This is a genomic window from Roseinatronobacter alkalisoli, assembly GCF_028745735.1.
Classification (GTDB): Bacteria; Pseudomonadota; Alphaproteobacteria; order Rhodobacterales; family Rhodobacteraceae; genus Roseinatronobacter; species Roseinatronobacter alkalisoli.
Genome location: NZ_JAQZSM010000002.1, coordinates 63481 through 87152, shown reverse-complemented (window position 1 = coordinate 87152; position 23672 = coordinate 63481). Strand labels below are relative to the sequence as shown.

The window sequence follows — 23672 nt, the reverse complement described above, 5'->3', positions numbered from 1 at the left end:
GGGGCACGTTTTGCCGCACAACCTGTAGCGGATTTATCTGCGTTCCGGAGAGTATTTTTGTATGAGTAGCGTTTCACAAACCCCCAATGTGCTGGTGACCGGCGGGGCGGGCTATATCGGGTCACATGCCTGCAAATTGTTGTCACTGGCCGGATATACGCCGGTGACACTGGACAATCTGTCAACCGGTTGGGCCCGCGCGGTGAAATTCGGCCCATTTGTGCAGGCGGATCTGCTGGACCGCACGGCGCTGGATGCGGCTTTCGCGCAGTATCAGCCTGTGGCGGTGATGCATTTTGCAGCCCTCAGCCAAGTGGCGGAGGCATCGCGCGATCCCGGCCTTTACTGGCGCAACAATGTCGGCGGTTCCCTGAATCTGGTGGAGGCGATGTTGGCAGCAGGGTGCCGCAACATGATCTTTTCATCCACCTGCGCAACCTATGGCGATCAGGATGGCGTGGTTCTGGATGAACACACGCCGCAAATGCCGCTGAACGCCTATGGCGCATCAAAACGCGCGGTAGAGGATATGCTGCGCAATTTCGGGGACAGTCACGCGCTGAATTCTGTTATCCTGCGGTATTTCAATGTGGCCGGTGCCGACCCCGAGGCAGAGGTCGGCGAATGGCACCAGCCCGAAACGCACCTGATCCCCCTGATGATAGAAGCAGCCGCCGGCGCGCGCGATGCGCTGGTCATTCATGGCAATGACTACCCCACACATGACGGCACCTGTATCCGCGATTATGTGCATGTGATGGATCTGGTTCATGCACATGTCCTTGGTCTGGAATGGCTGCGCGCGGGCAAAGGGTCGCGAGTGTTCAACCTTGGCACAGGTGTCGGGTTTTCCGTGGCCGAAGTCATCCGCCAGTGCCGCGCGGGAACCGGTCACAGGGTTCCGCACAGCTTCGGTCCGCGCCGCGACGGGGACGCGGCGGCACTGGTATCGGGCAGCAGCCGCGCAATAGAGGAACTGGGCTGGGTGCCGGAACGTTCGTCCCTGAAACAGATGATCGAAGATGCGTGGCGCTGGTATCAGACAGGCGGCTATTCGGGCTGAAACGCTGGCGCTGATCGATTCCGGGTTGAAGGGGCACCCAAGGCGCGGAATCAAGGCCGCAGGGTTTGAAGGGACCGTCGCGCCAGTGGCGCGGCGAAAGCCCGGAAAACGCGCCTTGGGTGGGCCGTCCCGCGGCCTGCCGGTTACGCCAGCGTCAGTTCAGTCCTTGGATGCCGGAGTATTCCGCCTGCATGAAGTGAACTTATCCCACCTCGGACCGGCAGACCCCTGCCCACTGCTGGCGCGGGCTTGGTGCATTCCCGACGCCCCCTTCACCCTGCGCGCTGCCGCATCGCAGTCTTGCATTCCGCCACCATGAAATCGGCAAACAGCCGTATTTTCGGGTCTTGCTGGCGCCTGTGCGGGTAAACGCAGGCAAATATCGCCGGTTCAGGTGGGGTTTGCTGCAGGATTTCCGTTAACCGGCCCGCGCGCAGATATCCGGCCAGTTCATGGCGCGGGCGGTTGACAATACCCGCCCCGTCCAGCGCCCAATCAACCAGAACGCCTGCATCATCGCAATCCAGCTGGCCCTGCAAATCCAGCCGCACCGGCCCATCCTGTGTCTGCAATGTCCAGAAATATTCGGGCGAACGCGGATAGCGCAGCAGCAGGCAATCATGTCCGCGCAGATCATCAGGGCTTACCGGCGTGCCGCGCGCCGCCAGATAGCCGGGACTGGCCGCCAGAATGCGCGGGGCGTCCATGATCTTGCGCTGTTTCATGCTTGAATCCGGCAACGCCCCCAGCACAAAAGCCACATCTATCTGATCCTCGACAATATCAACACGCCGGTCAGACAGGCGCAGATTCAGGCGGATTTCGGGGTAGTCACCGGCGAAACGCCGCGCCAGCGGGGCAATCAGTGTCCGCCCCATGCCCAGCGGCGCGGTCACGCGGATTGTCCCGCGCGGCTGACCCGACAGGCCCGCGATTGCGGCCTCTGCCTCTTCCAGGGCGGTGATGACCTTGCGCGCATGGTCATAGAAATCGCGGCCAATTTCCGTCGGCATCAGTTTGCGGGTGGTGCGGTTGAACAGCCGCACACCAAGCCGCGCTTCCAGTTCCTTGATCCGTTTGCTGGCAACCGCAGGGGTCAGCCGCAGATCCCGCCCGCCAGACGTGATGGACCCCAACTCACTGACCCGCACGAAAACGCGCAACGCTTCCAGATAGGACATCTGCGCCCCCGATTGCCCTGATTTGCGGCATAGTTGCCAACAAAATGTTGAAACAGTCTAACCTTTTCCCCTGTTTCGTTGAAAGTGGGAATAAGCGATTATCTGTTATTGATGCACCCCGCAAAAGACCAGAGGACCGCTATGCCAAGGCGCCAGGACATCCGCTTCTTGCTGAACGACCGCCATGTCACCCTGTCAGGTGTCGGGGCCGGTGACATGTTGCTGGACCATCTGCGCCTTGATCAGCGCCTGCGCGGCACCAAGGAAGGCTGCGCCGAAGGCGATTGCGGCGCCTGCACCGTTCTGGTGGGGCGCGTGGGCGCTGACGGGCTGGTCTATGAACCGGTGAATGCCTGCATCCGCCCGCTTGCATCCTGTGACGGGTGCCATGTGGTGACGGTTGAACATCTGCGCGGGCATGACGGCGCGCTGCATCCAGTGCAGCAGGCCATGGTTGACCATCACGCCAGCCAATGCGGTTTTTGCACGCCGGGGTTTGTGATGGCACTTTATGCGCTATGGATGAACAACCCGCACCCGTCCGAAACCGATCTGGAACGCGCGCTGCAGGGCAATCTGTGCCGCTGCACCGGCTATGCGCCGATCATGCGCGCGGGGCTGGCGATGGGGGGCTATGGCACCACGGACCCGCTACTGACCGAACGCGCGCAGGTGGCACAAACCCTGCGCAGCTGGCAGGACGGCGCGCGGGTGGATGTGGCAAAAGCTGGCAGCCGCGCCATTCTGCCCGCGAATGCCGATGATCTGGCCAGCGTTCTGGCCGAATACCCCGATGCCCGCATTATCGCCGGTGCAACCGATGTGGGGCTTTGGGTCACGAAGTTCCTGCGCGATCTGCCGCTGGCGGTGTTCATCGGCCATCTGGATGATCTGCGCGCGATTGATGAAACGGATGATGCCCTGCATCTGGGCGCGCTGGTCAGCTACACGCAGGCACATATGCCGCTCAGCACGCATTTCCCGCATCTGGCGCGCTATTGGGACCGGATCGCGGGCTGGCAGGTGCGCGCCATGGGTACGCTGGGGGGCAATATCGCCAACGGATCGCCCATAGGCGACACGCCACCGCCGTTTATTGCGCTGGGGGCGCGGCTGGTGCTGCGCCATGGTGATGCGCGGCGCGACATCGCGCTGGAAGATTACTTTCTGGACTATGGCAAGCAAGACCTGCGGGCGGGCGAATTCGTCGAAACCATCATCCTTCCCAAAGCCATGCCAAACACCCTGCACGCCGCCTACAAGATTTCCAAACGCCGGGATGAAGATATTTCCGCAGTGGCCGCAGGCTTCGCCCTGACAGTGGAAGGGGGCACCATCACCAGCGCGCGGCTTGCCTTCGGCGGCATGGCCGCAACCCCCAAACGTGCATCCCATGCCGAAGCCGCGCTGACGGGCCAGCCCTTCACCATGGCCAGCCTGCAACGCGCCGCAGACGCCCTGCCGCAGGATTTCACGCCGCTGTCCGATATGCGCGCCAGCAGCGAATACCGCATGCGCGCCGCGCAAAACCTGTTCACCCGTTTCTGGCTGGACGCAAACGGCACCCCCGCCACGCTGGAGGATGCAACATGAAGGACGCAGACCGCATTCACGGCGCGGCCCATGAAAGCCATATCCACGATTCGGCCATCAAACATGTGACGGGCCGCGCGGAATATACTGATGACATCACCGAACCGGCGGGTTGCCTGCATGCCTATATCGGCACAGCAGGTATTGCGCATGGCCATATCACCGCGCTGGACCTTGACGCCGTGCGCGCAGCCCCCGGTGTCGTAGCCGTACTAACCGCAGATGACATTCCCGGCCGCAACGACATCTCGCCCAACGGGCTGGATGATGAACCGGTATTCACATCTGATCTGGTGCAGTTTTTCGGCCAGCCGGTCTTTGCCGTGGTGGCCGAAACCCGCGATCTGGCGCGGCGTGCCTGCCAGTTGGCAAAGATTGATTACGCCCCCCTGCCCCATGCCTGCGATATTGATGCAGCAGAGGGCGCGGATTACCCCGATGTCACCGCGCCGCTGACGCTGGAACGCGGGCAGGTTGGCCCCGCCCTGAACAGCGCGCCGCATCGCATTCAGGGGCGCCTGCGCGTGGGTGGTCAGGACCATATGTATCTGGAAGGGCAGATCGCGCTGGCCATCCCCGGCGAAGATGACGAAATCGCCCTTTTCGCGTCCACCCAACACCCGAGCGAGGCGCAGCATATGGTCGCCCATACGCTGGGTGTGCCCGCGAATGCCGTGGTGGTGAATGTGCGCCGCATGGGCGGGGGCTTTGGCGGCAAGGAAACGCAGATGAACCTGTTCTGCGTCATCGCAGCACTTGCCGCGAAGAAACTGGGCCGCGCGGTTAAACTGCGCCCTGACCGCGATCAGGACATGGAAATCACCGGCAAGCGCCATGATTTCCGCATTGATTATGATCTGGGCTTTGACGATCAGGGGCGCATTCTGGCCGTGGACGGGGTGTTTGCGGCGCGCTGTGGCTGGTCATCCGATCTGTCCGGCCCGGTGACCGACCGTGCCCTGTTTCATGCCGATAACGCCTATTTCTACCCCGCCGTGCGCCTGCAATCACGCCCCATCAAGACGAACACTGTCAGCAACACGGCCTTTCGCGGCTTTGGTGGTCCGCAAGGCGTGATCGCCGCGGAACGCATGATCGAGGAAATCGCCTATGCACTGGGCCGCGACCCGCTGGAGATACGCCGCGCCAATTTCTACCGCGACGGCGCGGACATAACCCCCTATCACCAGACGGTCGAGGACAACATCCTGTCACGGCTGGTCGATGAACTGGAGCAGTCAAGCGACTATCAAACGCGGCGGCGCGCGGTGCTGGACTGGAACGCGCGCGGCGGCCCCATCCGCAAGGGCATCGCGCTGACGCCAGTGAAATTCGGCATCAGTTTCACCGCGACATGGTTTAATCAGGCGGGCGCGCTGGTGCATGTCTATAATGACGGGTCGATCCATCTGAACCATGGCGGCACGGAAATGGGACAGGGGCTTTACACCAAGGTCGCGCAAGTCGTGGCCGAGGCGTTTCAGGTGGATATTTCCCGCATAAAGATCACGAAAACCACCACTGAAAAGGTGCCCAACACATCCGCCACAGCGGCCAGCAGCGGGACGGACCTGAACGGTATGGCAGCGCTGGACGCCTGCACCCGGATCAAGGCGCGGCTGGTGGAATTCGCAGCAGCGCATTGGAACGTGCCTCGCGAAACCGTGCAATTCCTGCCCGGTCGCGTGACCATGGGCGCGCAAACGGTATCCTTTGATGAATTGATCAAGGCCGCCTATATGGCGCGCGTCCAGCTGTCCAGCACGGGGTTTTACAAGACGCCGGAAATTCACTGGGACCGCGCAGCGGGCAAGGGCCAGCCTTTCTATTACTTCGCCTATGGCGCGGCCTGTTCGGAAGTGTCGGTTGACACTCTGACCGGGGAAACCCGCGTGGACCGCGCCGATGTGCTGCATGATGTGGGCCGGTCGCTGAACCCTGCGCTGGATCTGGGTCAGGTCGAAGGCGCGTTCGTGCAGGGCATGGGCTGGCTGACATCGGAAGAACTGGTCTGGGAAGGTGCGGGCCGGTTGCGCACGCATGCGCCCTCTACCTATAAAATACCGCTGGCCTCTGACCGGCCCCGCATTTTCAATGTCCGGCTGGCGGATTGGTCGGAAAACGTGAAACCCACCATCAAACGGTCCAAGGCCGTGGGGGAGCCGCCCTTCATGCTGCCAATTTCGGTGTTTGAAGCCATCGGCATGGCAGTGGCGTCGCTGGCGGATTACCGCATCTGCCCGCGTCTGGATGCGCCCGCCACGCCGGAACGGGTGCTGATGGCGGCAGAACGGCTGCGGGCCAGCACATGACAGGCGCACGCGACATTCTGACGGGGGCGCAATCCGTCATCCATGCCCGGATCACCCGCGTTCAGGGGTCTTCCCCGCGCGAAGAAGGCGCGGAAATGTTCATCACCGCCACCGCCATGGCGGGCACCATCGGCGGCGGGCAGGCAGAATGGCAGGCACTAGGCCGCGCGCGCGACATGCTGGCACAAGGGGATATGCGCGCCACGCTGGAAATCGCGCTGGGGCCGGAAATCGGCCAATGCTGCGGCGGGCGGTTGCGTGTGGCGCTGACGCGGCTTGGCGAGCATGCGCGCGCCGCGCATCTGGCGCGGCTGGAAACCGCCGCGCGCCCGCATCTGCTGATCCTTGGTGCCGGGCATGTGGGCCGCGCATTGGCGCGGGTCGCGGTGACCCTGCCGTGGCGCGTAGTGCTGGTGGACACCCGCGCGGATGAACTGGCAAAAGCCCCCCCCGGGGTGGACACCCGCCTGACCCCCCTGCCCGAAGCGGAGATTGCCGCAGCCCCCCCTGCCAGCGCCTATGTCGTGGTAACACATGACCACGGGCTGGATTTTCTGCTGACGCTGGCGGCCCTGCGCCGCAAGGACGCGGCCTATACAGGGTTGATCGGATCGGCCACCAAACGCGCCCGGTTTGCGCGTTTCGCGCGCGAAACAGACAAGTTTATCGATCTGTCAGGGCTGGTCTGCCCCATCGGCGCGGCGGGGCTTGGCGACAAGCGCCCCGAAGTGATCGCCTTGATGACCGCGCAGGAAATCTTTACCGCCTTGCACAGGGTTTCCCCGGATGTCGCAGTCACAGCGGCCCAACTCTGAAAGCGTTGTTCATGGACCGAAAAATAATCCGCGCGCGGCTGCTGCATTTTTTGCGCGAACCACAATCCCCCGACGATACCGGCAGCTTCCGCTATATCGAGGATGGTGGTTTGCTGATTGAGGATGGCCTGATCCGCGCTTGCGACGATTTCGGCCGGATCGACACGACAGGCACGGAACTCATCGACCACCGCCCGCATTTGCTGATGCCCGGTTTCATCGACACGCATCTGCATTTTCCGCAAACGCAGGTCATCGCAAGCTGGGCGGCGGAATTGCTGGACTGGCTGAATGACTACACCTTTCCCGAAGAAACCCGCTACAGCGACCCCGCGCTTTGCGCACGCATGGCCGGGGCGTTTCTGGACCGGCTGGCCGAGCATGGCACCACCACCGCCGTGGCCTATGCATCCGTTCATGCCGCATCGGCAGAAGCGCTGTTTACCGCGGCCCATGCCCGCAATATGCGCCTGATCACCGGCAAGGTGATGATGGACCGCAACGCGCCCGAAGCGCTGTGCGACACCGCGCAAAGCAGTTATGATGACAGCAAGGCCCTGATTGCCCGCTGGCATGGCAAAGGGCGGCTGTCCTATGCCATCACCCCGCGTTTCGCCATCACATCAACGCCGGCGCAACTGGATGCGGCGCAGGCGTTGGCGGTTGAGCACCCCGATTGCTATATCCAGACCCATCTGAGCGAGAACCACGCCGAAATCGCGCTGTCATGCCAGCTTTACCCGGATGCGCTGGATTATACCGATATTTACGCCCGGTATGGCCTGCTGGGGCCGAAATCGCTTCTGGGCCACGCGATTCACCTGTCAGACCGCGAAATCGGTGCATTGACTGATGCGGGGGCAAAACCTGTCTTCTGTCCCACGTCTAACCTGTTTCTTGGCAGCGGGTTGTTTGACGACGCCAAGCTGCGCGAAGCCGGGCTGTGCAACGCCATCGCCACGGATATTGGCGGCGGCACCAGTTATTCCATGCTGCAGACCCTGGCCGAAGGCTACAAGGTTCTGCAATTGCAACGCCAGCGCCTGCACCCGTTCCGTGCCTTTCACTGGATCACGCGCGGCAACGCCGTGGCGCTGGGGATGGAAGGCAGAATCGGCACGCTGGACGCAGGCACAGAGGCCGATTTCGTGATCCTTGACGCCCGCGCAACCCCTGCCATGGCCCAGCGCATGGAGCGCGCGCGCGATCTGAGTGATGAGTTGTTCACCTTGCAGGTCATGGGCGATGACCGCGCCATCGTGCAGACCTATATCGCGGGGGAACCCCGGAAAGCGGCACGGCAGGGCTGAAGGGAACTTTGGGACATGTATAAAGCCCGCGCCATCGGTGGGCCGGGGTCTGCCGGTCCCACGTTGGATGGGTTCACTTTATGCAGGCGGCACAATCGTAAGTTCAAAGGCTTGGCGTGTCGCTGGCGCAATCGGCAGGCCGCAGGACGGCCAAACCTGTGGCGCGGGCCAGCCTCGCGGCCTTGAATCCGCGCCAATGGATGTCCCCTTCAGGTGGGAATCGCGCAGCCTTTCGGGTGGGTGCCCCTGACGTAGCATCACCGCCGCAACAGACGCAGCCAATAGCTGTGATCGCCCTTCTGCGGGGGTGAGCCGTCATCGGCATCCGCCGACTGACTCAGGTGCCGCACCTGCTGCAACACCCGCTTCAGCCGTCGCATAGGCACGGGTTTGGTCATCAGCATCATACCTGCGGATTCCGCGCGCCGGGCAAGTTCCGGCATGTGATTGGCGGTAATCAGGATCGCGGGTATCTGGCCATAGCGACCACGCATCTGGGCAACAACGTCAATCCCGTTTTCCCCGTCATCCAGCTGGAAATCAGCCAGAATGATATCCGGGGCCACGCCCAGTTCCGCCACCTGCTGGTCCGCCTGTGCCAGACAGGCGGCTTCCAGCGGGCTGGCGCCCCAATGTTCCAGCACTTCCATCATCGCGGCGCGCACTGTGGGGTCATTTTCAATGACCAGCACCAGAAGATCATCCAGCGGGTTGCGCGCCGTGTCCGGCCCTGCGGGTTCACACAGCGCGGCAACCGCCATGTCCGACAGCGGCACCGTCAGCGTGAAAACTGTGCCCTTGCCGACAATCGAGCGCAGTTCCAGCGGATGCCCCAGCAACGCACTGGCCTGCTCGACAATCGCAAGACCCAGCCCCATGCCGGATTCCGCATCAGGGGCCAGCCGGGTGAATTCCTGAAATATCTCGGATTGCTTGTCCTGCGGTATCCCGGTGCCGGTATCCCACACTTCCAGACGCACATGCCTGCCCTGCCGCCGCGCACCGACCAGAACCTTGCCCCGCAGCGTGTAGCGGATTGCATTGGATATCAGGTTCTGCAGGATCCGCTTCAGATAGACAGCATCGCTATGCACAACGGCGCGGCTTGGCATGACGATCAGTTGCAGGCCGCGCGTCTGTGCAACCGGGGTGAATTCTTCCTGCAGGCGATCCAGCAGCGGGCCAAGGGCAATAGGTTCAGGTCTGGCACGCGCGGCACCAATGTCAAACTTGGAAATATCCAGCAATGCACCAAGGATCTGCTCGACACTGCCAAAGGCACTGCGGATACGTTCGGTCAGGCGGGCCTGCCCCGGATTCAGCGCAGTCGAGGACAGCGAGCCAAGAAACAGCTTGGCCGCGTTCAGCGGTTGCAACAGGTCGTGGCTGGCAGAGGCCACAAAGCGCGATTTCGACGTATTCGCGCGTTCCGCCAGATCGCGTGCGGATTCAAGTTCCAGCGTGCGCGCGCGCACCCGCGCTTCCAGTGTTTCATTCAGCCGGTGCAATTCCGCAATGGCGCGGCGTTCCTTGGTCAGGTCGGTCAGCGACATCACGAAACCACTGTCGGGCATGGCCTGCGCGGAAAGTTGCAGGATGGTTCCGTCATCCTGTCTGATTTCCAGTGCCAGCGGCGGACGGGCGGATGGCCCCTGCACCCAGTCGGTCAGGATCTGGCCCACGCGCCCCGGCCCCAGCTGGCGGCGGCGGGTCAGGTCATCCAGGATACTGGCAAAGGGCGTGCCGATGGACAGCAGTTCCACCGGCGGCAGGAACATGTCGCGCAGGGTCCGGTTATACCCGGCAAGCCGCGCCTTGGCGTCGAACATGGCAACGCCCTGATCAATATGATCCAGGGTTGCGCGCACCATCTGCGCCTGTTCATCCAGCAGTTTTTCGCGTTCATCGCGTTCACTGCGCACCATGGCTGTCACATCGGTCTGGGTCACGGCGGTCCCGCCCGAAGGCATGCGCTGTTCGCTGACCTGAATCCATTGGTCATCGCGCAGCGGGACAATGAAATTCACATTCTTGCGTCGGTGACTTTCCAGACGACGGGTCACCCAATCCGCGCGGGACTGCCCGTCGGGCAGATGCAGAAAGGGGCTTTCGGACACCAGACGCACGTAATCGCGGAACCCAAGACCCCGGCCAATGCGGCGGCGCAGGTCCGGCAGGCCAGCGCAGAAACGCGAATTCCACATGGTCAGTGAATCCTGCGCATCAAACAGCGCAAATCCTTCGCGCATGGCTTCCAGCGCGTCCGTCAGGCTGTTGCGCGCGCGCACGGCCATGCGTTCGGCCTGTGACAGGCGCGAATTGGCAATGCGCAGCTTGTCCAGTGTTTCCGCAAGATCACGGGTGCGGGTGCGCACCTGCTGTTCAAGTGCGACCACATGCTGCAACTGCCCGGCGGGCCTGCTGGGGGATTGTCCGCGTTCGGACCTGTCCATCAGGGCCGCGACAATGGCGCGCAGGCGCAGGTTTTCCTCTTCCGGTGTCAGCCCGGGGGGCAGGAAGTCTTCATGCATCCGCCACCCCGCTTGTAACGAAAGACAATGTTTCCGAGTCAGGCTGCGGCAGGTGAAAAGCAAGACCCGTGAAGGTCTGATTGACATGAACAAGGTTGAACTGTTCGCCATAGGTGTTGAAACCTGCCACCTGATAGCGGTCCAGCACATCGCTTATGTTGCGGCGTTGCTGGGTATTCTCTGCCTCCAGCCTGCGCAGAATGCAATCGCAGGCCAGTATTGCGGGCAGTGGCCCGTTGCCCGCCAGCCCTGCAAGCTGGCTTTCCAGATGCGCCACCAGATCAACGCTGGTCGCAAGCCGCAGCACCAGACCGGGTTCCACCGCTGAAAAGAAGCGCAATGTTCCATCCGGTTCGACCCGCTGGATGGCCAGCACATGATGATGATCGCCGATCTTGGACACGACCGGGTTGGCCGCAAATATGAAGGGCGACAAATGCTGCGGGTCCTTGCCCAGAAGCCGCGCATATTCCGGCCCGGCAGGCATGCCATTGATCTGCCGCACCAACCGTTGTTCGGGGTCGGCATCGGTGACCACCATGCGCATTTCCGTGGGTTCCAGATGATCAAAACGAAAGGCGGTCACTGTGCAGGGGGTGCGCAGCACGGCCAGAACGGCAGCATCGGTGATGAACCGCCCCTGATACAGCACATGGGTCTGACCAAAGCGCAGCCCGTCGCCCGCCGAACCGCCGACAAGCGGCGACTGGCTAAGGGCTTCTGACAAGGCCCAGACAAGCTGATCTTCCATCAGGGACAGACCATCTGTCAGCAAAAACGCCACTTCATTGGACCAGTCTGCGGTCGAGAATGTCAGTTCCGCGCGCAATTCAAACGCCAGATCGCGCGCTTGTTCAGGTTTGAAATTCCGCAAGCCGGGAATATGCCCCACTGCCACGCGGAACAGATCACGCGGCAGGCCGATGGCCACGATATGCCCGTCCAGATAGCCGCCATTGCCGATTTCCCCGGCAGTGGTGCAGCCCATTACCGGCAGTTTGGGCGACAGCGCGGTCAGCGCGGTTTCAATCGCGCGCAGGTCATGCCCTTCGCCGACGAACAGGATGACCAGCGCCAGCTCAGCGCATGGCAGGGCCGCCAGTATTTCCGACATGGCTTCTGCCGTGTCGGTGGCGCCTGATTGCGCATGTCTGAACATTGCAACGCCGCGATTCATCGCCCCGCGCCCCCCCTTTCGCCGGTATTCAGCCACGGCGCGCCGCCATCCCCGGCACCCATGGCATTCCATGCAGCAAGCCTATCCCAAAGCGCCACCCGGACAAGACTGTAATATGGAACACCCCGTCAGGACATGCCTGTATCGCGCAGGATGGACGCAAAGGACGCGGAACTGGCGATATGCACGGCCTGCGTGCGGCTTTGCGCGCCCAGCTTGCGCAGAATCGCGGTGACATGCGCCTTGACCGTGGTTTCACTAATCGAAAGTTCAAAAGCGATCTGTTTGTTCAGATACCCTTCGCAGACCAGTGCCAGAATTCTGCCCTGCTGCGGCGTCAGTGTCGCCAGCTTGTCCACCACTGTATTGTCGCCGCCGCTGGCGCCCTCTGCCTTGGGGGGGGCGTAATTTTCGGGCAGATATGTGCCGCCGGCCATGACCTGCCGGATGGCAGAAACAAACCCTTCGCGCGGGCTGTGCTTGGGGACGAAACCTGCAGCACCTGCTTGCAGCACTGCCGCGACAATCCGGTCATCGGCCATGGACGACACAACCACAACCGGCACGCCTGGCACGGCATTGCGCAGCCGTGTCAGCCCGTCCAGCCCCGCGACATCGGGCAGGTTCAGGTCCAGCAAAATGGCATCCGGCGCCGGGCTGCCGCGCAGATCATCCAGGGCCTGCCGCAGTGAACTGGCCGTGTGAATGCGGGTGACAGAAAGGGTTTCGCGCAGTGTCATCTGCAGCGCTTCGCAAAACAGCGGGTGATCGTCGATAATCATGATCATGTCGGTGCCGTCATTGGTTGCTGCCCCGATGGTGATCATTCTGGATCGCATTTCGTGCCTGTCATTTTCGTATTCACGTCATGATAGCGCATTCCGGCAAGAATATGTGCCCCTTCTTAAGTCTTATAGCGCGGACTGCGCCAAAGCCGTGTTCAGGTCGCCAGCAACGCCACCACGCGCCGCAATGCAAGCTGATAGCCCAGCGTGCCACAGCCTGCGATAACCCCGTCCGCGCGCAGACTGACATAGGAATGATGCCGGAAGCTTTCGCGTTTGTGGATATTGGAAATGTGAACTTCCAGCACCGGACCATCAAATGTGTTCAGCGCATCCAGAATGGCCACGGATGTATGTGAATAGGCACCGGGGTTGATGATGATCGCACTGGCCGCGTCGCGCGCGGTATGGATCATCTCGACAATCCCGCCTTCGTGGTTGGACTGGAACAGCGCGGTTTCCACGCCCAGTTCCCGCGCCAGCGCCGCGCAATCGCGGCCCACGTCATCAAGGGTTTCATGACCATAAATTTCCGGCTGGCGACGGCCCAGCAGGTTCAGGTTCGGGCCGTTAAGTATATGGATCATCGGAAGCGACATCGGTTATCCTTTTGCAACTTGCTGTGTTTGTGCCACAGCAGCGCCATTGCGAAAAGCATCAAGATACGAAGTCTGCACTTGTGCTGGCAGTCAGGGTACATAAAAACGCGCGCGCGGCATTTCATTCGGGACAGGTTCAGCTTACATCTGCACGCAGAACCAGTAACCGACCAAAGGCCAGATATGTCCAGCACCCCCCTGACCAAAACCCTGTCCCCAGTGACAGAGGCCCTTTTGGCCGCCGCGCGCGCGGCAGGCGCGGAGTCCGCCGATGCCATCGCGGTTGAAGCGCGTTCAGTGTCCATTGATGTGCGCAAGGGCGGGCTGGAACAGGCCGAACGCGCCGAAGGGCTGGATATCGGATTGCGGGTTTTCGTGGGGCAGCGTCAGGCCTGTATTTCATCATCTGACACCCGGCCCGAAACACTGCAGGCCATGGCCAGCCGCGCAGTCGCCATGGCGCGCGAAGCCCCGGTTGACCCCTATGCCGGACTGGCCGGTGCGGACCAGCTTGCCACGATGCGCGCCGCAGACAGGCTGGAACTGTTCGACCCAAGCCCCGAACCCGACCCCGCCGCACTGCAGGAGGATGCGCGCCGCGCCGAAGCGGCCGCGCTGGCGGTCGAGGGTGTGACGCAGGTTCAGTCCGCATCCGCCGCTTACGGCCAACAGGCCATCTGGCTGGCGGCCAGCAACGGGTTCGCGGGCGGGTATGCACGCAGTTCGCGCCATATCTCCTGCGTGGCGATCAGCGGCGAAGGCACCGGAATGGAACGCGACTGGTGTGGCGAGGGGCGCATTTTCCAGGCTGATCTTCCCAGTCCCGAATATGTGGGAAACCTTGCCGCGGAACGCACGATTGCACGATCCGGGGCGCGCAGGCCAAAAACCGGCACCTATCCGGTGCTGTATGATGAACGCATCGCGTCCAGTCTGATCGGGCATTTGCTAGGCGCCATCAACGGCAGCGCCATTTCGCGCGGCTCAAGCTGGTTGCGCGATGCGATGGGCACGGCGGTTCTGCCTGATGGCATGTCGCTGGTGGAAGACCCGCTGCGCACCCGCCGTTCCGGCAGCCGTCCGTTTGATGCCGAAGGGCTGGCCAGCCGCGTGAAAAATCTTGTGCAGGATGGCGTGCTGCAATCCTGGGTGCTGGATCTGGCAAGCGCGCGCAAACTGGGGCTGGAAAGCACCGGAAATGCCGTGCGTGGCACATCCGCCCCGCCCAGCCCGTCAACGTCCAATGTGATCCTGACCCAAGGGTCGAACACCCGCGAAGACCTGATGCGGGATATGGGAACGGGGCTGCTTGTCACCTCGCTTATCGGGTCCACGATCAACCCGAATACGGGCGATTATTCGCGCGGGGCCAGCGGGTTCTGGGTTGAAAACGGCGAAATCGCCTATGCAGTCAATGAATGCACCATTGCGGGCAATCTGCGCGACATGCTGCGCCGGATCATCCCGGCCAATGACGCACAGGACCATTTGTCCAGTGTCGTGCCGTCGCTTCTGGTGGAAGGGATGATGCTTGCTGGCGAATGACGACCTTGCCCTGCTGACCGGCGCTGCGCATGATGCCGGGCAGATCGCGCTGCGCCATCTGAACGCGGGGCCGAAGGTCTGGGACAAACCCGACGGGCAAGGGCCGGTCACAGACGCCGATCTTGAAATTGACCGGATGTTGCAGGGCGCCCTATGCACGGCCCGTCCCGATTACGGCTGGCTTTCCGAAGAATCCCGCGACACGCCCGACAGGCTGGGGCGTGCGCGTGTGTTCATTGTCGACCCGATCGACGGCACCCGCGCTTTTGCGCAGGGGCAGCAGGGCTTCGCCCATGCGCTGGCAGTGGTGGAGCATGGCCAGCCGATTGCCGCGGTCATTCACCTGCCGGTTCCTGACCTGACCTATCATGCGCTGCGTGGACATGGGGCGTTCCTGAATGGCAGCCCGATCCGGACCACTGACCGCCACGCGGTGACAGGCGCGCGCGTTCTGGCCACGCGGTCCCAACTGGCCGCGGAGCACTGGCAAGGCGGCGCGCCCCTGATGACACCGCATTTCCGCCCGTCACTTGCATGGCGCATGGCGCTGGTCGCCGAAGGACAGTTCGACGCCATGCTGTCGCTGCGCCCGACCTGGCACTGGGATATTGTCGCAGGGGCACTGCTGATTGCCGAAGCCGGCGGCAAGGTCAGCGATGGCGCGGGGCAAGACCTGCTGTTCAATACCAAAGCCCCGGTTTCAGACGGGATTATCGCGGCGGGCGCAGTCATGCATGACGCCTTGCTTGACCTGCGTATCCCGCCGCAATCCGCATAGGAAAAATCCTGCGCAGACATGGCCGCGCACCGGCTTTTTGTGCAAACTGCACATGCCCAAACAAATTATTGTTTTTTTCGCTGCTGCATGGTGAAAAACGCCTGCCCCCGATGTAAGGAAGCGGCTAGCATGACAGCTATACCCGGCGTTGAAAGGAAACATCATGAAAAAACGGCTGCACCTCGTTTTCGGCGGCGAACTGAAAAACCCGCGCGGCACTGAATTTGTCGATACGGATGCAATCGACATTGTCGGTCTGTTTCCTGATTATGCATCGGCGCATGCAGCGTGGAAGAATGCCGCCCAACGCACTGTTGACAGCGCCGAAACGCGGTATTTCATCGCCCATCTGCACCGGTTGATCGAAGAAGGTGATGAAACCAGCGCCACCAGCACGCTGGACGGCTGACAGGCAGCGCAATCATGCAGCATTCGGCCGCTGAACGGTTATATCTGATGTGGCACCATCGCGCGGGAAAAAGCGTGGGGTCCGCATCCGTGCCGCATCTGGAAGGCCCGGTACTATGGCTGCATGCGGACAACCGGCGCGCGCTTCGCCAGCTTGATACCTTGTCGCAGGTCCTGATGCAGCAGCACGCCCAACGCGGCAAGCATGTGTCGGTTCTGCTCAGCTATGCGGTGGGGCTGAAACCACCGGTGGACATACCCGCACGCGCGACCTTGCCGGTCGTTGCGGATGATGCTGGTCGAATGTCCGAAATCATGGCCCGCCTGTCCCCGGTGGCGGTTCTGCTGGCCACGCGACGCCTGCCTGTCGCCTTGATCAGCATTGCCGGTGCCGCTGGCGCGAAGGTCATGATTGCGGGGATGGACAGCCCGCGCTTTGTCGGGTTCTGGGGGCATGTGCCAGGCTTGGCCAGCAACCTGATGCGCCATGTTCACCGGGTCTTTCTGGCCGGTCCTGCCCAGCGCACCGCATGGGCAAACGCTGGCGTACCGACAGACCGGATGGTTTTGTCCGGTCCGCTGAATGACGCGCCGGTGGCCCTTGGTTGCAACGAAACCGAACGCGAGGCGCTGGCGCAGAATTTCCGCCAGCGCACTGTCTGGCTGGCCGTGGGGGTGCCCGAAATTGAAGAAGCCGTGATTGTTGCCGCGCATCGCGCTGCCTTGCGCGATTCCCACCGCGTTGCACTGATCCTGCACCCTGCGGACCCAATGCGCGGCGCGGCGCTGAAAGATGAACTGACACCAAAATTCAACACGGCGCTGCGGTCTGTCGATGACCCGGTAACCCCTGAAACCCAGGTCTATATTGTTGATACCGAAGGGGAACGCGGCCTTTGGTACCGGCTGTCGGTTGCCTGCTATATCGGGGGCAGTCTGGACAAATCAGGCGCGACCATTACCCCGATGGAAGCCGCAGGGCTGGGCTGTGCCATTGTCCATGGCCGCGAGACAGGCCGCTTCGCCGACGCGTTCCAGCGCCTGTCCAGCGCCGGGGCCACCAGCCGTATTCAGCGCCCCGAGGCACTGGGGCAGGCCATTTGTGCCGCCTTGCGCCCTGATCAGGCTGCGGAAATGGCGCATCAGGGCTGGCAGGTCATTTCAGAAGGGGCGGAAACCGCGGATATGATTGTTGCCAGCCTGCTGGAAACCATTGATACCACAGGCAGCAGCTGATGCACCCACCGGCATTCTGGCATACGCATCCCGACAAGCCCGCTGCGCTGGCCCGTCTGCTGGCCCCTTTCGCAGCATTTTACCGGGCAGAAACCGCCCGCCGCGTGGCCCGCCCGCCGCAATGGCGCCCGCCGGTGCCGGTTATCTGTGTCGGAAACCTGAATATCGGCGGCACCGGCAAAACCCCCACTGTCATCGCCATTGTCCAGAAACTACAGGCGCTTGGCTGCGCGGCGCATGTCATTTCGCGGGGCTATGGTGGCCGTCTGGAAGGGCCTGTGCAGGTGCGCGAAGGCCAGCACAGTGCCGCTGATGTGGGGGATGAGCCGCTGTTGCTGGCGGCCTTCACCCCGGTCTGGGTTGCGCGCGACCGCGCTGCGGGCGCGCGCGCGGCAGTGGATGCGGGCGCGCAGGTGCTGGTCATGGATGACGGGTTTCAGAACCCGTCCCTGCCGAAGGATCTGGCGCTTGTCGTGGTGGATGCGGCGACGGGTTTCGGCAATGGCCGTGTCATCCCCGCAGGCCCGTTGCGCGAACCTGTGGCAGTGGGGCTGGCGCGCGCCGATCTGGTCGTGACCATCGGCGGGACCGGAGCGCAGCGCCAGTTCCGCAGTCTTTGGGGTGCGCAGGTCACATGTCCGCGACTGACCGCGCGACTGGAACCGCTGCAAATGGGCATGACATGGCAGGGGCTGCGCGTGCTGGCCTTCGCGGGGATTGGCCAGCCGGAAAAATTCTTTGCGACCCTGCGCCAGGAAGGGGCCGAAATTCTGCGCGCAGAGGCGTTAAGCGACCATCAGCCCCTGACGGATGCATTGATGAAACGGCTGGAACTGGAAGCCACCGCGCTTGGCGCGCAACTGGTCACCACGGAAAAGGATGCTGTGCGCCTGCCCTATGGTTTCCGGCGCAAAGTACTGACCTTGCCTGTACGGCTGCAATTTGACGAATCAGGCGTGCTGGACACTGCGCTGACTGCCCTGACCGGAGCGGGCGGTGATTCCCATTAATCCGACGGAACCCACCGGATTTTCTTGCGTTTGTCACATGGATTTCCTATGCGGGCGGCTCATGTCACTACACAAGAAGGGTGGGACAGGTCATGCCAGATAAAGTCTTTCAGACCTACGGGATTCACCGTTGGGGGGCAGGCATGTTCGCCCGGATGGAGAATGGGGATCTGGGCATCGTCAACCCGGCGCGGCCTGATGCGCCCCCAGCCAGCCTGCCGGAATTGCTGAACAACCTTGATGCGCGCGGCGTGCAGACGCCGGTTCTGGTGCGCGTGGGGGCCTTTCTGCGCCGCCAGCTGGAATCACTGAACAACGCCTTTGCGCAGGCCATTGCCGCAAACGGGTATCAGGCCCCCTATCGCGGGGTTTTCCCCATCAAGGTGAACCAGCAGGCCGAGGTGATTGACCGGATCGTGGATTACGGGCGGCCCTATACGTTCGGGCTGGAAGCCGGGTCCAAGCCGGAATTGATTCTGGCACTGTCGCGTGACCTGCCGAAAGATGCGCTGCTGATCTGCAACGGAATCAAGGATGCCGAATTCATCCGCCTTGGTATTCTGGCGCGCAAGGCCGGGATCAACTGCGTTCTGGTCATCGAAAGCCCCGCAGAGGCCGATACTGTTATCGCCGAAGCCAAGCGCCTTGGGGAAAAACCCGCGCTGGGTGTGCGCATCAAGCTGACGCGGCGGGTCACCGGCAACTGGTCCGACAGTTCCGGCGACCGGTCCACATTCGGGCTGACCACCAAGGAAGTGGTGGACCTGATCGACAAGTTGCGCGCTGAAAACATGCTGGATTGTCTGGTATTGCAGCATTCGCATCTGGGCAGCCAAGTGCCGCAGATGATGGATATCCGTCAGGCCGTGGATGAAGCCTGCAGGTTTTATACCGAACTGCGCCGCCTTGGTGTGCCGCTGACCTATCTGGATCTGGGGGGCGGCCTTGGGATTGACTACACCGGCGAGGCCCGCGCGACCGATAATTCGGTCAATTACACGCTGGAAGAATACTGCACCAATATTGTTGAAGCCGTAAAATACCAGATGGATGAAGCCGAAGTGCCGCACCCCACGCTGGTCACCGAATCCGGCCGCGCGATTGTGGCGTATTCATCCATGCTGCTGTCGGATATTCTGGAAGCCAGCTATTTCGACCGCTCTGCGCCGACAACCCCGGAAGATGACGACCATCACATGCTGTCGGACATGGCGGCGATTGTGGGGTATCTGTCGCCGCGCCGGGTTCAGGAATGCCTGAACGATGCCGAATATTACCGCGAGGAATTGCGCGCCCTGTTCCGCCGTGGGGTCATCGGGATTGAAGAAGTTGCCCGCGCGGAACAGATTTTCCTGTATGTCGTGGGCCGCATCAAGGATCTGGTGGCACAAACGCCGGATGTGCCCCAGGAAGTGCTGGAAGAACTGTCCGCGCATCGCGATATTTATCGGGCGAATTTCAGTCTGTTCCAGTCCCTGCCGGATGTCTGGGCGATTAACCAGCTTTTGCCGATCGCCCCCTTGCAGCGCCTGAACGAAACACCGGGTCGCCGCGCGGTGTTGTCCGACATCACCTGTGACAGTGACGGCAAGATAGAGCAGTTTGTTCTGGGCGATGGCATTGGCAATGCGCTGCCCATCCATGAACTGCGCCCGAAGGAACGCTACTTTATCGGCATTTTCCTTGTCGGGGCCTATCAGGAAACGCTGGGCGATCTGCACAACCTGTTCGGCGATACCAATGTCGTGACAGTGGATTTCAACGATGACGGCGTTCTGGAATTGCAGCACGAGGTCGAGGGCGACACTGTGGCCGAAGTGATGGCCTATGTCGAATATGAACCGAAGCAATGCCTTGACGCCTTCAAGCGTATCGTGGAACGCGGCGTGCGCAACGGCACGCTGAACCCGTCGCAGCGGCGCATGCTGATGGAAACCTATCGCCATGCCATCAATGGCTACACCTATTACGAACATGAGGAGCACACCCATGGCTGACAACAAGGACGTTCTGGTTATCGGCGCTGGCGGCGTCGCATCTGTCACGCTGCACAAGATGGCAATGAACCGCGATCTGTTTCCGGGCCGTATTGCGGTGGCCAGCCGCACGCTGTCAAAATGCGAAGCGATTGCCGCTTCCATCAAGGACCGCACTGGTCAGGTGATCGAAACCTATCAGGTGGATGCCGATGACGTGGCGCAGACTGTGGCCCTGATAGAAGCCGTGAAACCCGCGCTTCTGGTCAATCTGGCGTTGCCCTATCAGGATCTGGCCCTGATGGAAGCCTGTCTGAAAACCGGCGTGCATTATCTGGACACCGCGAATTATGAGCCGCCAGAGGAAGCGAAATTCGAATATTCGCACCAGTGGAAACTGCATGACCAGTTCAAACAGGCGGGGCTTATGGCAACGCTGGGTGTCGGGTTCGACCCCGGCGTGACCAGCATTTTCGCCACCTATGTGCGCAAGCACCACCTGTCGGGCATTCGCCAGATCGACATTCTGGACTGCAATGGCGGTGACCATGGCCATCCGTTTGCGACCAATTTCAACCCCGAAATCAACATCCGCGAAGTCACCGCCGACGTGAAGCATTGGGAAAATGGCGGCTGGGTCACCAGCCCGGCCATGTCCACCAAAGTACCCTTCGATTTTGAAGCGGTCGGCGAAAAGAACATGTATCTGATGTATCATGAGGAGTTGGAGTCGCTTGTCACCCATTTTCCGGAAATAGAGCGCGCGCGCTTCTGGATGACCTTTGGCGATGCCTATATCAACCATGTCACGGTGTTGCAGAATGTCGGCATGACAGGGATTGACCCTGTCGAATATCAGGGCCAGCAGATCATCCCGCTGCAATTCCTGAAAGCCGTGCTGCCCAATCCCGGCGATCTGGGTGAACGTACCAAGGGCAAGACCAATATCGGCGATATCATCACTGGTCCCGCCAAGGACGGGTCGGGCGAAAAGACCGTCTATATCTATAACATCTGCGATCATGAGGAATGCTTCCGCGAAGTGGGGTCGCAGGCGGTCAGCTACACCACCGGCGTGCCCGCCATGATCGGGGCTGCGCTGATGCTGAATGGCACATGGTCGGGCGCGGGCGTGTTCAACACCGAACAGCTGGACCCCGACCCGTTCATGGACATGCTGAACCAGCACGGGTTGCCATGGCAGGTGGTGGAGCTGTCAGGGCCGGTTGATTTCTGATGGCGATGCAGACCCATGCGGGCGATCCGGGCGCGTTCCGGGGGTTTGACCTGACGCGCGTTCCGTCCCCCTGTTTCGTCGTGGATGAAGCGCGGCTGGAGCAGAACCTGCAGGTTCTGGCCGATATTCAGGCGCGGTCTGGCGCAACAGTGCTATGCGCATTGAAGGCGTTTTCCATGTGGTCGCTGGCCCCTTTGGTCAGCCGCTACCTGTCGGGCGTTTGCGCATCCGGGCTGTGGGAAGCGCGCCTTGGGCGTGAGCATTACGGCGGGATCATTGAGACCTTCGCTGCGGGTTACAAATCGGATGAAATGGGCGAAATCATCGCGCTGTCTGATCATATCGTGTTCAACACCCCCGCCGCAAAGGACCGTTTTCTGCCGATGATCACGGCCGCTGGCAAGGAGGTGCATGTCGGCCTGCGCTTCAATCCCGGTGTGGCCATGGGCGAAGATGCGAAATACGACCCCGCCGCGCCCGGTTCCCGCCTTGGCACACCGCTGGAACAGATTGACGACGCCGCCCTTGCGGGCGTGGACGGGTTGCACATGCACACCCTTTGCGAACAGGGGCTGGAGCCGCTGCTGGCCATCTGGGACCATATCGCGCCGCGTATCCGTGAACTGGCCCCGCAGTTGAAATGGATCAATTTCGGCGGCGGTCATCACATTACCCGCAATGATTATGACCGCGAGGGGTTGATTGCCTTTTTGCAGCGCGTGACCGCTGAGACCGGATTGCACTGCTATCTGGAACCGGGCGAGGCTGTTGCGCTGGATTGCGGCATTCTGGTGGGCGAAGTGCTGGATATTGTCGAAAATGACGGACCGAACGCCATTCTGGACATTTCCGCCACCTGCCATATGCCCGATGTGATCGAAGCCCCCTATCGCCCTGCGCTGCTGGGTGAAGCGGGTGATTGTCATGTGCGCCTTGGCGGGCCAAGCTGTCTGGCGGGTGACGTGATCGGGCGTTATGCGTTCGGCAAGACACCGGAAATCGGCGCGCGCGTCGCCTTCCTTGATCAGGCGCATTATTCGATGGTCAAGACAACCACGTTCAACGGTGTGCGCCTGCCGTCACTGGCCATCTGGAACAGCACCACCGATGCGCTGCGGTTGGTGCGGCAATTCGATTACACCGACTTCAAGGGCCGCCTGTCATGATTTTCCTGAATTCCGAACTCTCGGTCGCTGAACGCAGCCCCAAGGCGCGCTTTCATGTTGTGCCCATGCCGCTGGAAAAAACCGTATCCTACGGGTCTGGTACTGCGCAGGGCCCTGCTGCACTGATTGCAGCCTCGGACCAGTTGGAACGGCTGTGGCGCGGGTTTGAACCCTGCACTGCGGGCATCTGCACAACACCGCCGATTGACTGCTCCGGACCGCTGGACACGGCATTGTCTGCGCTTGCCACCCGCACCGAAGGGATTGCGCGCGCAGGGCAGCTTCCCGTCACGCTGGGGGGGGAACACAGCCTGACATGGGCTGCCGTGATGGGTGTGAAACGTGCGCTGGACCGCCCCGTCGGGATAATCCAGATTGACGCGCATGCTGATCTGCGCCGCGCCTATCAGGGGTTTCGCCATTCGCATGCATCCGTCATGCAATTGCTGACTGAGGAAGAAGGTCTGCCACTGGCGCAATATGGTGTCCGCGCGCTTTGCGCCGAAGAAGCGGAGTGCCGCGCGCGCAACAATGTCATCTTCATCGATGCCGAAGATCTGGTCACTGGCAACATCCATGACATCACCCTGCCCGATGACTTCCCCGAAGATGTCTATGTCACGTTTGATGTGGACGGGCTGGACGCGGCGATCATGCCCGCCACCGGCACCCCGGTTCCCGGGGGTCTGGGCTATTACCAGTCGCTGGCGCTGGTGCGGTCCGCGCTGAAGGGTCGGCGCTGCGTGGGCCTTGATGTTGTCGAACTGGCCCCCATTGAAGGTGCGGATGTGTGGGACTTTACAGCGGCACAACTGACCTACGCGCTGATCGGGATTGTGCTGCAGAACGAACAGGCCTGATGCAGCCCCGGCCAATGCGCCGGGGTCGCTTTCGCCATCATATCTGCAAACACTAAATATTGTGTCTTGGGCGTGACAATCCCGCACGAA

General features: G+C 61.7%; 19 protein-coding genes. 14 read left to right on the top strand and 5 right to left on the bottom strand.

Going from position 1 to position 23672, the window contains the following annotated elements; translation table 11 throughout:
* The first annotated feature begins 61 nt into the window (after positions 1 to 61).
* A complete protein-coding gene (gene galE / locus PUT78_RS02775) occupies positions 62 to 1063 on the top strand; it encodes a UDP-glucose 4-epimerase GalE (protein WP_274350569.1) in 1002 nt (333 codons plus the stop codon).
* 272 nt (positions 1064 to 1335) lie between these two features.
* On the opposite strand, the gene PUT78_RS02770 is transcribed toward galE, so the two are convergent.
* Positions 1336 to 2244, bottom strand: a complete 909-nt coding sequence (locus PUT78_RS02770; protein ID WP_274350568.1) for a LysR family transcriptional regulator — start codon at positions 2242 to 2244, stop codon at positions 1336 to 1338.
* A gap of 141 nt (positions 2245 to 2385) precedes the next feature.
* Here PUT78_RS02770 and xdhA point away from each other — a divergent pair, with 141 nt between their 5' ends.
* Genes xdhA through guaD form a run of 4 tightly spaced genes read left to right on the top strand, consistent with a single transcriptional unit; the run spans position 2386 to position 8274 of the window.
* Positions 2386 to 3837: a xanthine dehydrogenase small subunit gene (xdhA, locus tag PUT78_RS02765; RefSeq protein ID WP_274350567.1), complete on the top strand. Its 1452-nt coding sequence runs from the start codon at positions 2386 to 2388 to the stop codon at positions 3835 to 3837.
* Complete coding sequence (gene xdhB / locus PUT78_RS02760; RefSeq protein WP_274350566.1) at positions 3834 to 6149, top strand: xanthine dehydrogenase molybdopterin binding subunit; 2316 nt, start codon at positions 3834 to 3836, stop codon at positions 6147 to 6149. The genes xdhA and xdhB overlap by 4 nt, the downstream gene beginning before the upstream one ends.
* Positions 6146 to 6964, top strand: coding sequence for a xanthine dehydrogenase accessory protein XdhC (gene xdhC, locus PUT78_RS02755; protein ID WP_274350565.1), 819 nt, complete (start codon positions 6146 to 6148; stop codon positions 6962 to 6964). Before xdhB ends, xdhC begins: the two co-directional genes overlap by 4 nt.
* A gap of 11 nt (positions 6965 to 6975) precedes the next feature.
* Complete coding sequence (guaD, locus tag PUT78_RS02750) at positions 6976 to 8274, top strand: guanine deaminase (RefSeq protein WP_274350564.1); 1299 nt, start codon at positions 6976 to 6978, stop codon at positions 8272 to 8274.
* 257 nt (positions 8275 to 8531) lie between these two features.
* On the opposite strand, the gene PUT78_RS02745 is transcribed toward guaD, so the two are convergent.
* The 4 genes from PUT78_RS02745 to aroQ all read right to left on the bottom strand — a co-directional run bounded on the left by PUT78_RS02745 (position 8532) and on the right by aroQ (position 13366).
* Positions 8532 to 10805: a hybrid sensor histidine kinase/response regulator gene (locus PUT78_RS02745; RefSeq protein ID WP_274350563.1), complete on the bottom strand. Its 2274-nt coding sequence runs from the start codon at positions 10803 to 10805 to the stop codon at positions 8532 to 8534.
* The gene (locus tag PUT78_RS02740) at positions 10798 to 11982 is read right to left on the bottom strand and encodes an FIST N-terminal domain-containing protein (RefSeq protein WP_274350562.1); all 1185 of its coding nucleotides are present in this window, start codon (positions 11980 to 11982) and stop codon (positions 10798 to 10800) included. Before PUT78_RS02740 ends, PUT78_RS02745 begins: the two co-directional genes overlap by 8 nt.
* Before the next feature lie 128 nt (positions 11983 to 12110).
* A complete protein-coding gene (locus tag PUT78_RS02735) occupies positions 12111 to 12821 on the bottom strand; it encodes a response regulator (RefSeq protein WP_274350561.1) in 711 nt (236 codons plus the stop codon).
* Between the two features lie 101 nt (positions 12822 to 12922).
* Positions 12923 to 13366, bottom strand: coding sequence for a type II 3-dehydroquinate dehydratase (gene aroQ, locus PUT78_RS02730; protein ID WP_274350560.1), 444 nt, complete (start codon positions 13364 to 13366; stop codon positions 12923 to 12925).
* A 183-nt stretch (positions 13367 to 13549) separates the two neighbouring features.
* Between aroQ and PUT78_RS02725 the strand changes: the two genes are divergently transcribed.
* The 9 genes from PUT78_RS02725 (at position 13550) to speB (ending at position 23582) form a co-directional block, all read left to right on the top strand.
* A complete protein-coding gene (locus tag PUT78_RS02725) occupies positions 13550 to 14911 on the top strand; it encodes a TldD/PmbA family protein (RefSeq protein ID WP_420793443.1) in 1362 nt (453 codons plus the stop codon).
* Positions 14898 to 15689, top strand: coding sequence for a 3'(2'),5'-bisphosphate nucleotidase CysQ (locus tag PUT78_RS02720; RefSeq protein WP_337994655.1), 792 nt, complete (start codon positions 14898 to 14900; stop codon positions 15687 to 15689). The genes PUT78_RS02725 and PUT78_RS02720 overlap by 14 nt, the downstream gene beginning before the upstream one ends.
* 163 nt (positions 15690 to 15852) lie before the next feature.
* Entirely contained in the window at positions 15853 to 16098 is a 246-nt protein-coding gene (locus PUT78_RS02715) for a DUF4170 domain-containing protein (RefSeq protein WP_274350559.1), read from the top strand.
* 14 nt (positions 16099 to 16112) lie between these two features.
* Positions 16113 to 17333, top strand: a complete 1221-nt coding sequence (locus tag PUT78_RS02710) for a 3-deoxy-D-manno-octulosonic acid transferase (protein ID WP_274350557.1) — start codon at positions 16113 to 16115, stop codon at positions 17331 to 17333.
* On the top strand, positions 17333 to 18343 hold the full coding sequence (lpxK, locus tag PUT78_RS02705) for a tetraacyldisaccharide 4'-kinase (RefSeq protein WP_274350556.1): 1011 nt from the start codon (positions 17333 to 17335) through the stop codon (positions 18341 to 18343). Before PUT78_RS02710 ends, lpxK begins: the two co-directional genes overlap by 1 nt.
* A 92-nt stretch (positions 18344 to 18435) precedes the next feature.
* A complete protein-coding gene (gene speA, locus PUT78_RS02700) occupies positions 18436 to 20340 on the top strand; it encodes a biosynthetic arginine decarboxylase (protein WP_274350555.1) in 1905 nt (634 codons plus the stop codon).
* Positions 20333 to 21556: a saccharopine dehydrogenase family protein gene (locus PUT78_RS02695; RefSeq protein ID WP_274350554.1), complete on the top strand. Its 1224-nt coding sequence runs from the start codon at positions 20333 to 20335 to the stop codon at positions 21554 to 21556. The genes speA and PUT78_RS02695 overlap by 8 nt, the downstream gene beginning before the upstream one ends.
* On the top strand, positions 21556 to 22722 hold the full coding sequence (locus tag PUT78_RS02690; RefSeq protein WP_274350553.1) for a carboxynorspermidine decarboxylase: 1167 nt from the start codon (positions 21556 to 21558) through the stop codon (positions 22720 to 22722). The genes PUT78_RS02695 and PUT78_RS02690 overlap by 1 nt, the downstream gene beginning before the upstream one ends.
* Complete coding sequence (speB, locus tag PUT78_RS02685) at positions 22719 to 23582, top strand: agmatinase (RefSeq protein WP_274350552.1); 864 nt, start codon at positions 22719 to 22721, stop codon at positions 23580 to 23582. The genes PUT78_RS02690 and speB overlap by 4 nt, the downstream gene beginning before the upstream one ends.
* Positions 23583 to 23672: the final 90 nt, after the last annotated feature.

Coding starts and splice junctions, on each gene's coding strand:
- galE (WP_274350569.1), top strand. CDS start 62: ATGAGTAGCGTTTCACAAACCCCCAATGTGCTGGTGACCGGCGGGGCG.
- PUT78_RS02770 (WP_274350568.1), bottom strand. CDS start 2,244: ATGTCCTATCTGGAAGCGTTGCGCGTTTTCGTGCGGGTCAGTGAGTTG.
- xdhA (WP_274350567.1), top strand. CDS start 2,386: ATGCCAAGGCGCCAGGACATCCGCTTCTTGCTGAACGACCGCCATGTC.
- xdhB (WP_274350566.1), top strand. CDS start 3,834: ATGAAGGACGCAGACCGCATTCACGGCGCGGCCCATGAAAGCCATATC.
- xdhC (WP_274350565.1), top strand. CDS start 6,146: ATGACAGGCGCACGCGACATTCTGACGGGGGCGCAATCCGTCATCCAT.
- guaD (WP_274350564.1), top strand. CDS start 6,976: ATGGACCGAAAAATAATCCGCGCGCGGCTGCTGCATTTTTTGCGCGAA.
- PUT78_RS02745 (WP_274350563.1), bottom strand. CDS start 10,805: ATGCATGAAGACTTCCTGCCCCCCGGGCTGACACCGGAAGAGGAAAAC.
- PUT78_RS02740 (WP_274350562.1), bottom strand. CDS start 11,982: ATGAATCGCGGCGTTGCAATGTTCAGACATGCGCAATCAGGCGCCACC.
- PUT78_RS02735 (WP_274350561.1), bottom strand. CDS start 12,821: ATGCGATCCAGAATGATCACCATCGGGGCAGCAACCAATGACGGCACC.
- aroQ (WP_274350560.1), bottom strand. CDS start 13,366: ATGTCGCTTCCGATGATCCATATACTTAACGGCCCGAACCTGAACCTG.
- PUT78_RS02725 (WP_420793443.1), top strand. CDS start 13,550: ATGTCCAGCACCCCCCTGACCAAAACCCTGTCCCCAGTGACAGAGGCC.
- PUT78_RS02715 (WP_274350559.1), top strand. CDS start 15,853: ATGAAAAAACGGCTGCACCTCGTTTTCGGCGGCGAACTGAAAAACCCG.
- PUT78_RS02710 (WP_274350557.1), top strand. CDS start 16,113: ATGCAGCATTCGGCCGCTGAACGGTTATATCTGATGTGGCACCATCGC.
- lpxK (WP_274350556.1), top strand. CDS start 17,333: ATGCACCCACCGGCATTCTGGCATACGCATCCCGACAAGCCCGCTGCG.
- speA (WP_274350555.1), top strand. CDS start 18,436: ATGCCAGATAAAGTCTTTCAGACCTACGGGATTCACCGTTGGGGGGCA.
- PUT78_RS02695 (WP_274350554.1), top strand. CDS start 20,333: ATGGCTGACAACAAGGACGTTCTGGTTATCGGCGCTGGCGGCGTCGCA.
- PUT78_RS02690 (WP_274350553.1), top strand. CDS start 21,556: ATGGCGATGCAGACCCATGCGGGCGATCCGGGCGCGTTCCGGGGGTTT.
- speB (WP_274350552.1), top strand. CDS start 22,719: ATGATTTTCCTGAATTCCGAACTCTCGGTCGCTGAACGCAGCCCCAAG.